The sequence below is a fragment of the Lactobacillus sp. B4015 genome (assembly GCF_026536055.1).
In the GTDB taxonomy this organism is placed as follows: domain Bacteria; phylum Bacillota; class Bacilli; order Lactobacillales; family Lactobacillaceae; genus Lactobacillus; species Lactobacillus panisapium.
This window is the reverse complement of sequence record NZ_JAFNOY010000007.1, coordinates 78,882-93,655: the sequence shown is the minus strand read 5'-3', so window position 1 is coordinate 93,655 and position 14,774 is coordinate 78,882. Positions and strand designations below refer to the sequence as shown.

Below are 14,774 nucleotides of genomic sequence, written 5' to 3'. Positions count from 1 at the left end.
TTAGTAAAAATAATTTTAATATCAAGTATTACTAAGAGAACGTGATATCTAGCACTAGGCCATTTTGGTCTAGTGCTTTTTGTATGCTCAGAACTGTGTACTAGGTAGAGCTTATTCTTTGAGTAGCCAATTTAAATCTGCGTCATTCGTAGAACGAATTTTTTTATAATAATGACGATATTCGGTTGGCGTACAACTCTCTTTTTTCTTAAACTTTTGATAAAAATAAGTTGAATTAGAAACATTTACGTTATCAAGAATTTCCTGAATAGGAAGATCCGAACTTAATAACATGTAATTGATATATTTAAATTTTTTCTCTAAAACTAGTTGCTTAAACGTCTTACCCGTTTTGTTATGAATCATGGTTGATAAGTAATTAGGATTAAAGTTAAAATGCTTTGCACATGCGTTTAAAGTAATATTTCTAAAATTCACGGCTATATAATCTAAAAGCTTGTTTATTTGTGATTGATTTGAATTATAAATGTTGTATGAATTGCTTCTTAGTAATCTTAGAAAAAATATTTTAATTAGCATATCAAGTATTTCCTCTTTATTTGATTTGTTAACATACTGTTCTCTGATCATTTCTAAAATAATGGGTTTGATATCATGACAATTTTCAACAAGAAAAAAGTCTGGCTGATTATTTTCTATTGATAAGCAATTAACAAAAAATGCTGCTAGAGGAGCTTGGCTGGGGAAAATACTAATAATTTGGTCACTTAAAAATTCCTTTTTTATTAAAATATTAATTGCGATGTCTTTTTTGGTAGTCTTCCCAATTTTGTGAATTGTCTGGGTGTTGAGAAATACGATTGAACCAGTAGTTAAGTGAAATTTCTTTCCTTCAATAATTTCATCAAGACTTCCGTGCATGACGTATGTTATCTCAATATAGTCGTGAATGTGATATGGGACATAAGAATAGCGTGAATGCTTTTGCAACATAATTGCTGGTTTATCATTTAAAGAAGCTAAATTTAGTAAGTCAGCATATTTTGTAACCAAATCATCATAAGCAAAAAGGTAAACTTGGTTATTCCTTATTGTTACTTTTGGTATATGTGCATAATAGCTTTTAGATTTGTCATGCTGTTTTTTATGGTGCAATTCTGATTTGCTTAGTTCAAAAAGTGCAGTTTCAATTTTCATATATCTCACCTAAACTTTTGTTGTACTAAAAGTTAACTAATGCTCTAGTTAATAGTAGCGCTTCCAATTATTATAATCAATGTAGGTGAGTTGAAAGAGGAGTGAAAAAGATATGGATACACAAAAACTAGCTGATAGTATCGTAATGGAGGTTGGCGGTACTAAAAATATTAAGGGTCTAATTCATTGTGTAACCCGTTTACGGTTTTACTTAATTGATGAATCTAAAGCTAATACTAAGGAAATTGAAGCATTGGAGGGCGTCATTTCTGTAGTTAAAAGCGGTGGCCAATATCAAGTTGTTATTGGTAATCAAGTTAGTAAAGTATTTGATGCAATTATGGCCAAGTATGATATTAATGGGGATGGCCAAGATACTAATTCCCAAGTTAAAACAAAAATTGAGAAAAACTGGTTTAATCGTTTTATGGCATTAATTGTTGCGATTGTCAGCCCTGCCATTCCTGCTATTGCCGTCGCTGGTATTTTAAAGGGTTTATTAGCACTACTGACATCAACAAATATGTTAAGTGAAAAAGGACCTACGTACATTATCATGTATGCAATTGCTGATGCGATGTTTTATTTTTTACCAATTATTGTTGGGATAACAACAGCTAAGCATTTTCATTCTAATCAAATTATTGGAGCAGGCATAGGAGCAAGTCTTGTTTACCCAACAATTGTTAACGCATTTAACGCTAAAACAGCAATGAACTTGTTTGGTATTCCTGTAATTTTAGCAAATTATACATCATCACTTTTTCCAGCAATTTTTGCAGTTTGGCTGGCTTCGATTGCTGAGCACTATCTGAAAAAGCATATTACTCCAGCAGCCCAGGTGATTTTAGTTCCACTATTTTCATATTTGGTTGGAACAATTCCCACTTTTTTAATTGCAGGACCGATTTTATCGTACTTGTCTAAACTGCTATCTGTTGCAGTTATTGGTATCTATAATTTTGCACCTGTATTGGCTGGAATTCTTTTGGGTGCATTTTGGCAAGTAATGGTCGTATTTGGATTGCATTATGCGTTTATCCCAATCTTAATGAATAATATTACAACGATGCACCAAGATCCAATTAACGCAATACTAGGAGTAACTGTTTTTGCACAATTTGCAGTTGCATTAGGAATTTTCTTAAAAGCTAAAAATAAGAAAAACAAAGAAGTAGCTGGTGCAGCAGCAATTTACGGTTGCTCGTTAAAATATAAAAAAGCATTTGCGATGTCCTTTATTGGTGGTGGAGTTGGTGGTGCCATTATGGCCTTAATGAACGCCAGAACATATGCATTTGGCTCAAATGCTATCTTTGCTGCACCTTTATATATTAATCCTAAGGGAATAGACTCTAGTTTTTGGGCTTACATTATTGCAGACCTTGCAACAATTATAATTACTGTTGTTTTAGTAATGATGTTTGGTTATACCTCTAAAGATGATAAGGTTGAACCAATACCAACTAAATCAGCGGCTAAGATCACTTTGAACAATGTCGGAATTATTTCCCCTGTAAAAGGTAAAGTAGAAAGTTTAACGGAAGTAAACGATCCGGTATTTTCCAGTGGTACGATGGGGACAGGATTTGCAGTAATACCTAATTCTGACGAAGTACGGTCTCCAATTAATGGTACAGTTTCTACAGTTTTTGACACCAAACATGCTGTTGGTCTGATTTCTGATAATGGAGTCGAATTACTTATCCATATGGGAATTGATACGGTCAACCTGAAGGGAAAATATTTTAGTATATCAGTCAAAAAGGGTGACAAAGTCAAAAAGAGACAACTGATTGCTAATGTTCAATGGGATGAGGTTAAAAAAGCAGGTTATGATACCACAACAATGGTTATTGTGACTAATTCTGCTGAATTTAAGCAAATTGACACAAATATTCATAATGAAAATAATCTGAGCAACCCAATATTAGTAATTAGATAGGCGAAATTGATGAGTAATATTAGTAACATTATTAACTATCAGGTAAATAACAAAATTTATCCATTTTTATGGTTACATCATGAACCAAAAGAAAAATTAAAAAATACAGTTGATGCTATATTTAATTCCGGAGTAAATGGCTTTTGCATTGAATCAAGGCCTCATCCCGATTTTTTAGGAAAAACTTGGTGGGAAGATCTTGATTACATTTTAAATTTAGCCCAACAAAAAGATATGAAGGTTTGGATCTTGGACGACTCTCATTTCCCTACAGGATATGTTGATGGTCGTGTACCTCGGAACTTACAAAAGAAGTTCTTATACATTAAGCAATTAGATTTTGCCGGTCCAATGACTAATGCCAAAATACTTCTTAAATACGTAAATCCAATTTCCTTTAGTGTTAAAAGGAAGAAGACAGATCAAATTTTAAAAGTTTTAATGGCACAAAAGACTGCAGATAATCAGATTGATAGTCGGACAATTTTAGATGTAACAAAAAAATTAAATCAAGATATTCTCAAAATTAATTTACCAAAGGGCCAGTGGCGTATTTTCGTTTTAGTACAAACATATGATGGCGGAGAAGAAGAAACAGAACACTATCTTAATCCAATAGTTAAAGAAGCTACTAACTTTTTGGTTAAAACGGTCTATGAAGCACATTATCAGCATTATAAAAATCTCTTTGGTAAAACAATTTTAGGCTTTTTCAGCGATGAGCCACGCTTTGGTAATATTCATGGAGCACTAAACCAAATTGGTCAAACCGATATGGTATTGCCATGGCGTGACGATATGCTTAATGACTTTTTTAAAGAAGATTATCAATTACTGCCATTACTTAGCCAGACAACAGATGTACATCATGCAGAATTGAAGATTAGATATAAATACATGAACATAGTATCTAAACTTTATGCTGAAAACTTTTCAAAAGTATTAGAAACGTGGTGTGAGAAGCACGGTGTAAATCATATTGGTCACTTACTAGAAGATAATGGGACTCATGCAAGATTAGGTTATGGTCCAGGTCATTATTTTAGAGCTATGAGTGGCTATAATATGGCTGGCATTGACGTTGTACTCAATCAAATTATGCCAGGTTTAGATACTGGTTTTTATAAATCAATGACTAAATCTGGATGGAATGGCGAATTCTTTCATTATGGTTTAGCCGATTTAGCTAATTCAAATGCACAATTAGATGCTTCTAAGAATAGACAGTCAATGGTAGAACTTTTTGGCGCATATGGCTGGGCAGAAGGATTGCCATTAATGAAATACCTTGCCGATCACATGATGGTAAGAGGAATTAATCATTTTGTACCTCACGCTTTTAATTCTTATCATTTTCCTGACCCGGATTGTCCACCACATTTTTATGCCGATGGACATGAGCCAGAACTGAAATTTTATCCTATTTTATTCAAATATATGAATCGGATAAATGCCATTCTAGAAGATAGTATGGAGGTTTGTCATGTTGCTGTACTATATCATGCAGAGAATGAGTGGTTAGACTCATCGGCTATGTCGTTTGAGAAAATAACAAAGCAATTGTATCAGCATCAAATCCCTCATGAATTGGTTCCAATTGATTACTTGAAAGAATGTGATATTAATGACGGTAATTTTATGATTAATAATCATTCATTCAAGTATTTGCTTATACCTCAGACTAAATATATAACGGCAGAATTATTTGCTATAACTAAGCGATTAATTAAAAAGGGAATTAATATCTTATTTATAAATAAATTGCCAGAATATGATGAGAATTATAATGAAATTGAGTATCATTCCGCGAATGTTAGAGTTGTTCAATTAAACCAACTAACTAGATACTTAAACTATGTCACAGATATTGAATTAGCAGAACCAGACAAAAACCTTCGTTTGTACCGCTTCAAAAATAATAAGTATAATGGTGCATTTCTTTTTAATGAAAATACTGATCAGGATTTGACGGTACAAATTGATTTAAAACAAAAGCATGATATATATTTATTTGATCCGATGACTTTAAAAATAACTTTGTTAGGAAAACAAATGATTCGTTTTCCGTTAACCTTAAAATCAAGTCATACTTGTTTTATTTTATTTGATTTAAAAATCCACTCAAAAACATTAGTACCTTTAAAAAAGCTTGCGGAAAAAGAAATTGATCATTGGGACCTAGAAATAGAAAATAAAAAGATAACTAATTTTCATTTGGGTGACATTAATGAATTACCGGGTTTAGAAAATTATGCCGGTAAAATTATTTATACATCAGTAATTAACTTGCAATCCTTATCTTCAAAAATTGTGATTAATTTAGGACAATTGGGTGAAATTGCTCAGTTAGGTATTAATAACAAAACAGTAGGAAAAACAATTGAGCAAAATCAAAGCTTCGATGTTACATCCTTTTTAAAATTAGGTCAAAATAAAATCACAGTAGAAGTAATTAATAATCTTGCTATTAAAATTCAGGATCCAGAAACCCAATTTAGTGCTCTTAGACCTGCAGGATTACTTGGACCAGTTAAACTTAAATTTTTTGATAACTAAGATAAAAAGTCATTTTAGAAGAGATCCTAAAATGGCTTTTTTGTTGCAGTATTTTCAAGCAAAATAAATTGTTTTAAAACAGTTTATTATTTTAGACGGAAAAAGTCCTGTTAAAAACGGGACTTTGAACAAATATTATGCCAAAACAGTAACAATAATTATTTTTGCTGACGCATAGCTTGGTAAAAACTATGCCAGTTATTTTGACTTTTTTAAATTTTCTGAATCTAAATTTAACACTGCATCAAATACGCTTTGAGGAAGTTTAATATCACTGCGGGCAGCTTGTCGTTTGTTCAAGCTTTGTCTGCGCAAAAGTTGTTGCTTTTTGGAAATGCTGCGCTTTTCACCGTTAACTGCTGCATTTTTGCGCAAGGGCGGAACATCAACTCTGGCAATTGCTTTGTTTTCCACAATTGCTTGCACAGGCATCGGGTAAAGTCTTCGCGGAACGGTATACTTTAATTTTTCCACTAGTTTATGTGCTATTTGGGCAGCATTTTGTCGTGGGACTAAGATATCCAGTGCATCTACCGGAGCGTAATTGATTTGAATCTGAATTTTGACTACGTCAACTAGTTCAAAGTCAAGAAATTCAGTATCCAAGGTGGCATAACCATGCGTAATTGACTTAAGGCTGTTGAAAAAGTTATAGGCGATTTCGGAAACAGGCAACTTATAGGTAAGTGTGACTAGTTCTTGTTGATTATCTAAATCCACCATTTCACCAAAATGCTGTTCACATAACTTCATAACCGCACCTAAATAGTCATTAGGAGTAGTTATTACGGCTTTAACGTAGGACTCAGTGACGTAATCAATTTTCGCAAAGTCTGGAAACTTGGCCGGATTAGTAATGGTTAAATACTCTTTTCTGGTATCTGGCTCTTTGAGATAAACGTGGTAAGTAGCGTTGGGAGCGGTGGTCAAGACCTCAACGTTATATTCATCATGCAACCGTTCTTGGATGATCTGTAAATGGAAAATTCCTAAAAAGCCACAACGAAATCCCGCATCTAGGGCTTCTGACTGCTCTGGCGTGTAATGAAAAGCTGCATCGTTAAGAGCTAATTTGCTAATAGCTTGCTTTAGTGCTTCATAACTTGTTCCCTCTTTAGGATAAAGTCCCGCATAAACCATTGACTGTGGTGGCTGAAAGTTAGGTAAGGCCTCTTGGGTGGGGTGCTCAAAGTCTGTGATGGTTTCGCCCACCTGAATGGCATTGATGTCCTTGAGTCCAGTAACCAAATAGCCTACTTCACCAGTTTTTAGGGTTTTAACTGCTTGCATGTTAGGACGATAGATTCCGACAGTCTGGGCAGTGAATGTGCTATTTTCATTCATCAGCAATAATTTTTGTCCCGCTTGCAACTGACCCGCAATCAGCCTAATTTCTGCAATAATACCTTGGTAAGGATCGTATTGGGAATCAAAAACTAAAGCTTTTAGCGCTTGGTCATTACCTTCAGCTGGTGCGGGAATTCGCTGATAAATAGCCTCAAGAACTTGGTGAACATTTTGTCCGGTTTTAGCAGAAATTTTTAGGATCTCGGTATCTTCAAATTCTGGTCGAAGTGCCCGCAATTGTGCTTCGGTAGCTGCAACATCGGCTGAAGCACTATCGATCTTATTAATGACGGGAATAATTGTGAGTTTGTGTTTAACAGCCAGTCGAAGGTTGGCAATCGTCTGTGCCTGCACTCCTTGGGTTGCATCTACTAGTAAAATTGCACCATCGGTAGCCGCCAAGCTCTTTGAAACTTCGTAGGAAAAATCAACGTGTCCTGGCGTATCAATTAGGTTGTATTCATATTCTTGACCATCATCGCCATGGTAAAAATTGCGGACAGAGCGTGATTTAACGGTTACTCCATGTGCCTGTTCAACTTCCATGCTATCCAAAAGCTGCGCACTAAGTTCACGTTCACTAACCGTTTCTGTTTGTTCCATAATGCGATCAGCCAAAGTAGATTTACCGTGGTCAATATGGGCAATAATCGCAAAGTTTCTAATATTTGCAGTTTTCATTTAAGTTAATCCTCCAGTTCTTGTTGCAATCCCTGTAAATAAAACTTTAATAACTGATTTGCTTCTGTTTCCAGATCAATTTGAAAAACTTTGAAGTCGACCGGTAATTGATCGTGATTAAATTCGTCGAGGTTCATCATGTTCATCAAGCCACTAATGATGGCACTTTGAATGACAAAAAGGTGACTAGCATCTTTGACGGATAATTCGGGTATTCGGAATGCAATTGCACGTCCTAGGTCGCGGTTAATTTGATACAATTTTTGGCGGCCAAGCAGGGTCTGCTCACGATCAGCAGCTGCTTCTAAAATTGGTCCCCGAAGAGCGTTTAGCCGCAATAAATCTGCTTTTTGGTGAATCAACAAGTGATTTTCAGTTGTTAAAAAAGTGGTTAACTCGTTCCATGTAGTTAATCCGGGCTTTTCTTGCCAGCGCTTGAGAACTTCTTGTAAATAGTCTTGGTAGCCTGAAAGAAGCAGGTACATGAAGATATTTTCTTTTGTCTTGAAGTAGTTAAACAGTGTGCCCTTGGCAACACCAGATTTACGGGCAATTTGTGCCATTGAAATGGCATTAAAATTATGTTTTTGGAACAGCTTGCTTGCAGATGCCGCAATTAGCTGCTTTTTTGCTAGTTTTTCCGCTGGCGTTAAGACATGCATCATATTCTCCTTTTTCAATAATGACCACCGGTCATTTTACAAATGTTTTCTCTTTTGTGCAAGTTACAATTTGCTAAGAAAACGCTTGACTTAAAGTGCACTTTAAGGCTTATTGTAATTATTAAGAGCTAAAAAATGATTGAAAAATAATCATTTTTAACTCGCTTGCATGGCTATTTTGTTTTAATTGCGTGCACTGCCAATAGCAGTTATGAGAAAGGCCGCTATTTCAGTGTAGCTGGCAAACAGCAATATCTGCTTGGCGTTAGTATTTTCTATGTAGATGTCTTCGACCTGAATAAATTTAGTATTGAAGTAATTAATAAATGGTTAACCAAAGATGGATGAATTAATGACTAATGAAAAAAAGTACCACATCGGTGAATTTAGTAAAATGGTAGGTCTTTCTTCCGCCACCCTCCGGTATTATGAAAGTGAGGGGCTGCTGGTACCGCAGCGTGACCGCCAGGGGCAACGCTTTTATACCGAGGCTGATCGGGATTGGCTGCTCTTTTTGTTGCACCTCAAAGGTACGGGCATGACAATTAGCGAATTAAAACAATACATTGCGCTGCGCGCTCAGGGAGATCAAACAATTCCGGAGCGTTTAGCTCTATTAAAGAAGGTCCAGCGAAACGCCGAACAGCAGGTTAATGAACTACAAAATAATTTAAAGGTATTAAAGCATAAAATTGCTTGGTACGAGGGCAAGCAAAGCCATCAGATTGCCGCAAGTGAAACCTTTGCGGCATATTTAGCAAAAATAAAGGAGAAGAATCAAAATGGATAATCATGAGCAAGAAGTTAAAAATGGTCTTTTTGCACTGGGCGACAAGAATGAAGCCTTTCAAAAATACTTCATTGGTCAAAGCTATTTGCAAAATTTGGTGAATGATCCAGACCTTAATGTTGGTGTAGCTAATGTCAGCTTTGAACCAGGGTGTCGCAATAACTGGCACAAGCACAATAACGGTTTTCAAATTTTGTTAGCTACGGCTGGTGAAGGCTGGTATCAAGAAGAAGGCCAGCCGGCCCGCAAATTGCATCCAGGAGATGTTGTAGTTGTTCATGATGGTGTTAAGCATTGGCATGGTGCAACCAAGAATAGTTGGTTTGCACACTTGGCAATAACTGCTGGAACACCAGAATGGCTTGAACCAGTGACAGATGAAGATTATGAACAATTGGAGGATTAAAAAATGAAAAAACAAACAGCAGGTCGTGACAATTTAGGTAAATTTGCTCCTAAATTTGCGGAATTAAATGATGACGTATTATTTGGCGAAGTTTGGTCACGCGAGGAGCAAATTTCGGCCCGTGACCGGAGTTTGATTACGTGTGCTGCCTTAATGGCTCAGGGTTTGTATCCCCAATTAAAGGCACATATGTCAATGGCAAAAACTAATGGGGTAACCAAAGAAGAAATGGTTGAATTAATTACCCACTTGGCCTTTTATTGTGGTTGGCCTAAGGCCTGGTCAGCTTTTGATTTGGCTAAAGACGTTTACGGCGAATAAAAAAACACGATTATTCATAACTAGAATAGCTACTTTTTAATGCATTGCTTGGTTTTATTGATTCAAGCAGTGCATTTTTTGTGGATAAAATCAATTGATTACAATAAAAATAGTTGATAACCAAGATGATTAGTGCATATTTAATCAAATAAATTTCACACATGCTAAAATGAAATTGAAGTTAATATATTACTATTTATAAAATGTTATTCGTGTATATAGGAAGCCCGAAAATGAATAATAAAGATAAAGTTGTAGATTGGAAAAAGGCGCCATCCTTAGGAATAATTTTATTAAGTCTAGCTTTGTTCTGCTTATTTGCTGCTATTCCGGAAAAAGTAGACGCTGCTGTAAATTCACCTAAAGTAATAGTGCAAAAGCAGTCTAAAGATAAAGTGAAAAAACAGAAAAATGCTAAGCTGGTCCCGGTGACTGCGGCCGAAAATACTGCCGTAAAGGACAAAAGTACTACCGCTAATGAAGCTAAACAGTCTTTAAGTACTGACGATAGCGAGATTAAGCCAAAAGATAGTGCGCAACCATTTGCTTCTAGTTTTAAATGGCATGGTCTTTCCTGGCAATATGATGACAATAGTAAAACGGCCACCATTCTTGGTGGAGAAGCCAAACTTGTTTATGATCCAAATGAATATCTTTCTAGCCTTATTTCTAGCAACACTAAAACAATCAAAATAGCCGCTCCCTTGAAGGTAAGCGGTGATACTACGAACCTATTTAACTTCTTTACTAATGCAACTAGTATCGATTTAAGCAATTTAGATACTTCTCAGCTGAAATCAATGGCTTCGCTGTTTGAAAATTGTAAGTCGCTAACTAATATTACTTTTGGCAATATAGATACTTCTAATGTAAGTGATATGTCTTCAATGTTTAAAAATTGTCGAGCTTTAACTAGTTTAGACTTAAGTCATTTTAATACTGCTCGAGTAACCACGATGTCTTCAATGTTTGACTCCTGTTTATCTTTAACCAGTTTAGATTTGAGTCATTTTGATACCGCCCAAGTTAGGAATATGTCGATGATGTTTTCACAAGATAACAGTTTAACCAAACTTGACGTAAGCCATTTTAATACCGCCCAAGTTAGGAATATGTCGATGATGTTTTCACAAGATAACAGTTTAATCCAACTTGACGTAAGCCATTTTAATACTGCTCAAGTGACGACAATGGCTAATATGTTTGGTTATTGTCAAAAATTGAAAATAATTAATGTGAATAATTTTAATACTTCAAACGTTCAAGACTTTTCTGGGGTATTTGTTAGCTGCTATAGTTTAACAGATTTGGACATCAGCAATTTTGATATGAGTAAGGTTATGAACGCTCAAGGCAGATATCGGGCAAATATGCTGGCTGGCTTAAGTAACTTAGTTACGCTAAAGCTAGGTTCCAAAAATTATCTTGTAACTGCGAATATTGAATTGCCAGGTACTTGGCGCAATGTCGGCGAAAATGGGACAATAGATCTGCCACAAGGAAATAAGAGTTGGTCATCGCAAGATTTACAGGATAATTATGATGGTACTAAGGATGCAGATACTTATGTCCGTTTTGCCACTTTAAAAATTACCTATCATAACCAAGCAGGCAAAGAAATTTCACCAGCAGACACAATATACGGTCGTGTAGGGACAAATTACAGCACTAAGGCCAAAGACATTCCTTATTATCAATTAGATGAAACAAATATACCAGAAAATAGTGAGGGAACTTATAATGGCGATGATATCAATGTTGACTATAGTTATCTCTCTACCGCTAAACCGGTTACCGTTAAATATCAGGATGTTTACGGAAAACAAATTGCCCAAGACGTAGTCCTAACAGGTGAAGGTGGCACAACATATACTAGTGTAGTGGCTAAAATTGATGGTTATACGCTTAAAACAACGCCAGAAAATGCTACCGGGATATTTACCGATCATGAGCAAACAGTGATTTATATTTATACTAAAGATCCGGTCAAAGCAGGCAATGTGATTGTGCGCTATCAAGATGAAGCTGGTCACTCAATTCACTCCGATATTATCTTAACGGGTTATATTAATGATTCCTATAGCAGTACCGCAATTCCAATTGAAGGTTATAGTTTAAAAACTGCACCAGAAAATCCCACGGGTCAATTTACTAATAAAGAACAAACTCTTATTTACGTCTATACTAGAAACCCGCTGTCAGTTGCTAACGTAACGGTCCACTATCAAGATGAGAAGGGCAAGCCAGTTGCCACAGATGTCATTTTGGGTGGCATTATCGGAACGCAGTATCAGAGTTATCCGTTGGTCATTAATGGTTACCAGCTCAAGACTACACCGGCTAATGCCTCAGGTACTTTTACGAATCAAAAGCAAGACGTAGTTTATGTTTACGCCAAAGATGCCAGTGCCAATAGCACTGCTGGGGGTCAAGGCGGCGGAACAGTGATCATTGCGGCTCCAAGCACAAGCACTGGCAAAGACAATAGCGGTGACTCAAATGATGCCAAAATCAAACTTCCTGTTAGCAAGGCGGTTATGCATAATTCATATATTTATAATGAAAAAGAAGAAAGAATAGCTGGATGGCTGGGACAAGGTACAGTAATTAATACCTATGGAACGAAGCTTATTAATAACCGTAAGTATTATGTGCTGGCTAATAATGAATATGTGAGGGCTACTAATATTGATGGCATTGTGCGTAAATTACGTCATAATGCTTATGTATTTAATCAAGCTGGTAAAAAAATCAAACTCATAAAGCGGCACCAAGATTGTCGAACTTACGGAGCAGCTGTTAAGAGACATGGCAAATTATTCTATCTTATTGGCAAAAATAGACTTGTTAAAAAGGCCAACTTCTAACAAGTAATGATCTCCTAGTTTTAATATTTAATTGAGTAAAATCGTTCGCTTAAAAAACGGACGATTTTTAAATAGTAAGGTTGCTAAAAAGATATTTGTGATAAAATTAACTTATTAATTTAATGAAAGTGATTACATAGTAAAGAAGGAATCAATCATGATTTATCAAAAAGACATCAAGTGGGATGCCAATTATGATGTTGTTGTACTAGGTTTTGGCGGTGCTGGAGCAACAGCTGCGCGCTTTGCCGCTGATAATGGTGCAAAAGTACTGCTTGTCGATGTTGCACCTGAAGGTCATGAAGGTGGCAATACTCGTTATTCGGCCCAGTTAATTGGTACGGGTAATGATTTTAATGAATTAAAAAAATATTATCAGAATTTGACGGCACCGATGTCACTTGATGAAGAGATGATCGATACCTATGTTGCAGGAATGGTGGATATTCCTAATTATGTTACTAAATATTTAGGCGTAAAACCTTGCAGCGCTAAAAGTTATGCCCCTGAAGCCCGCTATGCGTTTGAGGAATTCCCAGAATTTCCAGGTTCGACTTCATATGATTTTACTACCGTACGCGAGTCATGGTTTGACGCTGCACTTTGGAAAATTTTAAAAGAAGAGGTCGTTAAGCGCCAAGATCAAATTGATGTGATGTATGAGACCCCGGCTAAGGAATTAATTCAGGACCCAGTCAGTCGCAAGATTGAAGGTGTCTTGATTGAGCGCAAGCATCAGCTGCTTAAAGTGCAAGCCAAGACCGGTGTGGTTATGTGTACTGGCGGCTTTGAAAATAACCAAAGAATGATTGAAGACTTTATTGGCGCTAAAAAACTAGCCCCTCTTGGCACCCTGTACAATAAAGGTGATGGCATCAAGATGGCTCAGCAAGTTGGCGCTGATTTCTGGCATTTATACAACTACGAATCTTTAGGTTTGCTGCATGGGATGGCATTTGCCGTACCAAAAGGTGAGCGTGGCCGCCTAATGCTGGGTAAGCAAAATGAAGTAGTTGCTCATGGCAGTTCGTTTGTTGTGGGTGATGACGGTACCAGATACTTTAACGAAGCGGAAGAAAATCGTCACGGTCACATTAAGAACCATGGTCAGTGGAAAGTGCCGCTTAACCAAGAACACCCTTATTTGATTTTTGATAAAGCTAAAAAAGCTGAATTAGACCAAGATCCAATTATTGGCAACTATCAGCCTTATACAGATAATGTTATTGAGGCCGCTACGATTGGCGAGCTAGCAGAAAAGATTGGTGTTGCAAAAGCCACTTTGGAAGATACACTTGCTCGCTTTAACCAGGCATGCCAAGAAGGCAATGATCCTGAATTTCGCCGGGACCCAAAGACTTTGCGGGCATTTACTGCAGGTCCGCTTTATGCCGTGCGCATGGAACAGACAATGCTAAACACGCAAGGTGGTGCGAGAAGAAATAAGGAAGCCGAAGTTCTCGATACTAAGGGCAAGGCCATTCCTCACCTATATTCTGCCGGTGAATTTGGCGGTATTTGTGCTAACCAGTATCAAGGTGGTAACAACTTAGCCGAATGTTTGATTTGGGGTAAAATTGCCGGTGAAAATGCGGCCAAAGCCAAAGATGATGTGACGGTTGATGCTGCTAGTGGCGCATCAGCACACGACATCCACCTGAATTCAGATCTTGAGCATGAAGACTATCCAACTGGCAAGAATCAATATATTGGTAGATCAAATGGCGGCATGGGTGGCGAAATTGTTGTTCGGGTCACTGCCGATAAGCAAAAGAATTTACAAAATATTGAGGTTCTCAAACAGGCCGAATCAGAAGATTATGGTCTAAAGGCAATTAAAACCATGCCAGCAGAAATGGTTAAGGAAAACAATGTTGATGTCGATGCCGTCTCGGGTGCATCGAGCACCTGTCGCGGACTAAAAGCTGCGGTTAACGATGCCTTAAATAAGATTGAACAATAAATAACAAGAAAGGAATTAGTGCAAGCTAGATTCCTTTTTTGTGTCCAATTGTTTTTTGAAAAAAATACTATTTATATA

At 36.6% G+C, this 14,774-nt stretch carries 10 protein-coding genes; 7 read left to right on the top strand and 3 right to left on the bottom strand.

Annotated features, from left to right (window positions below):
• Window positions 1-111: 111 nt before the first annotated feature.
• Window positions 112-1,158, bottom strand: a complete 1,047-nt coding sequence (locus tag J3U71_RS08315; RefSeq protein ID WP_267393737.1) for an AraC family transcriptional regulator — start codon at window positions 1,156-1,158, stop codon at window positions 112-114.
• A gap of 112 nt (window positions 1,159-1,270) precedes the next feature.
• Between J3U71_RS08315 and J3U71_RS08310 the strand changes: the two genes are divergently transcribed.
• A complete protein-coding gene (locus J3U71_RS08310; RefSeq protein WP_267393739.1) occupies window positions 1,271-3,103 on the top strand; it encodes a beta-glucoside-specific PTS transporter subunit IIABC in 1,833 nt (610 codons plus the stop codon).
• 9 nt (window positions 3,104-3,112) lie between these two features.
• On the top strand, window positions 3,113-5,659 hold the full coding sequence (locus J3U71_RS08305; protein WP_267393741.1) for a hypothetical protein: 2,547 nt from the start codon (window positions 3,113-3,115) through the stop codon (window positions 5,657-5,659).
• A gap of 198 nt (window positions 5,660-5,857) precedes the next feature.
• On the opposite strand, the gene lepA is transcribed toward J3U71_RS08305, so the two are convergent.
• Window positions 5,858-7,687: a translation elongation factor 4 gene (gene lepA, locus J3U71_RS08300; protein WP_267393743.1), complete on the bottom strand. Its 1,830-nt coding sequence runs from the start codon at window positions 7,685-7,687 to the stop codon at window positions 5,858-5,860.
• A 5-nt stretch (window positions 7,688-7,692) separates the two neighbouring features.
• Window positions 7,693-8,367, bottom strand: coding sequence for a TetR/AcrR family transcriptional regulator (locus tag J3U71_RS08295; protein WP_267393745.1), 675 nt, complete (start codon window positions 8,365-8,367; stop codon window positions 7,693-7,695).
• 334 nt (window positions 8,368-8,701) lie between these two features.
• On the opposite strand from J3U71_RS08295, the gene J3U71_RS08290 reads away from it, so the two are divergent.
• The 5 genes from J3U71_RS08290 (at window position 8,702) to J3U71_RS08270 (ending at window position 14,696) form a co-directional block, all read left to right on the top strand.
• Window positions 8,702-9,139, top strand: coding sequence for a MerR family transcriptional regulator (locus J3U71_RS08290; protein WP_258562389.1), 438 nt, complete (start codon window positions 8,702-8,704; stop codon window positions 9,137-9,139).
• Window positions 9,132-9,545, top strand: a complete 414-nt coding sequence (locus J3U71_RS08285) for a cupin domain-containing protein (RefSeq protein WP_103752983.1) — start codon at window positions 9,132-9,134, stop codon at window positions 9,543-9,545. Before J3U71_RS08290 ends, J3U71_RS08285 begins: the two co-directional genes overlap by 8 nt.
• Before the next feature lie 3 nt (window positions 9,546-9,548).
• The gene (locus J3U71_RS08280) at window positions 9,549-9,866 is read left to right on the top strand and encodes a carboxymuconolactone decarboxylase family protein (protein ID WP_267393748.1); all 318 of its coding nucleotides are present in this window, start codon (window positions 9,549-9,551) and stop codon (window positions 9,864-9,866) included.
• A 233-nt stretch (window positions 9,867-10,099) separates the two neighbouring features.
• Window positions 10,100-12,733: a MucBP domain-containing protein gene (locus J3U71_RS08275; protein WP_267393750.1), complete on the top strand. Its 2,634-nt coding sequence runs from the start codon at window positions 10,100-10,102 to the stop codon at window positions 12,731-12,733.
• A gap of 157 nt (window positions 12,734-12,890) precedes the next feature.
• A complete protein-coding gene (locus J3U71_RS08270) occupies window positions 12,891-14,696 on the top strand; it encodes an FAD-binding protein (RefSeq protein ID WP_267393752.1) in 1,806 nt (601 codons plus the stop codon).
• Window positions 14,697-14,774 lie beyond the last annotated feature (78 nt).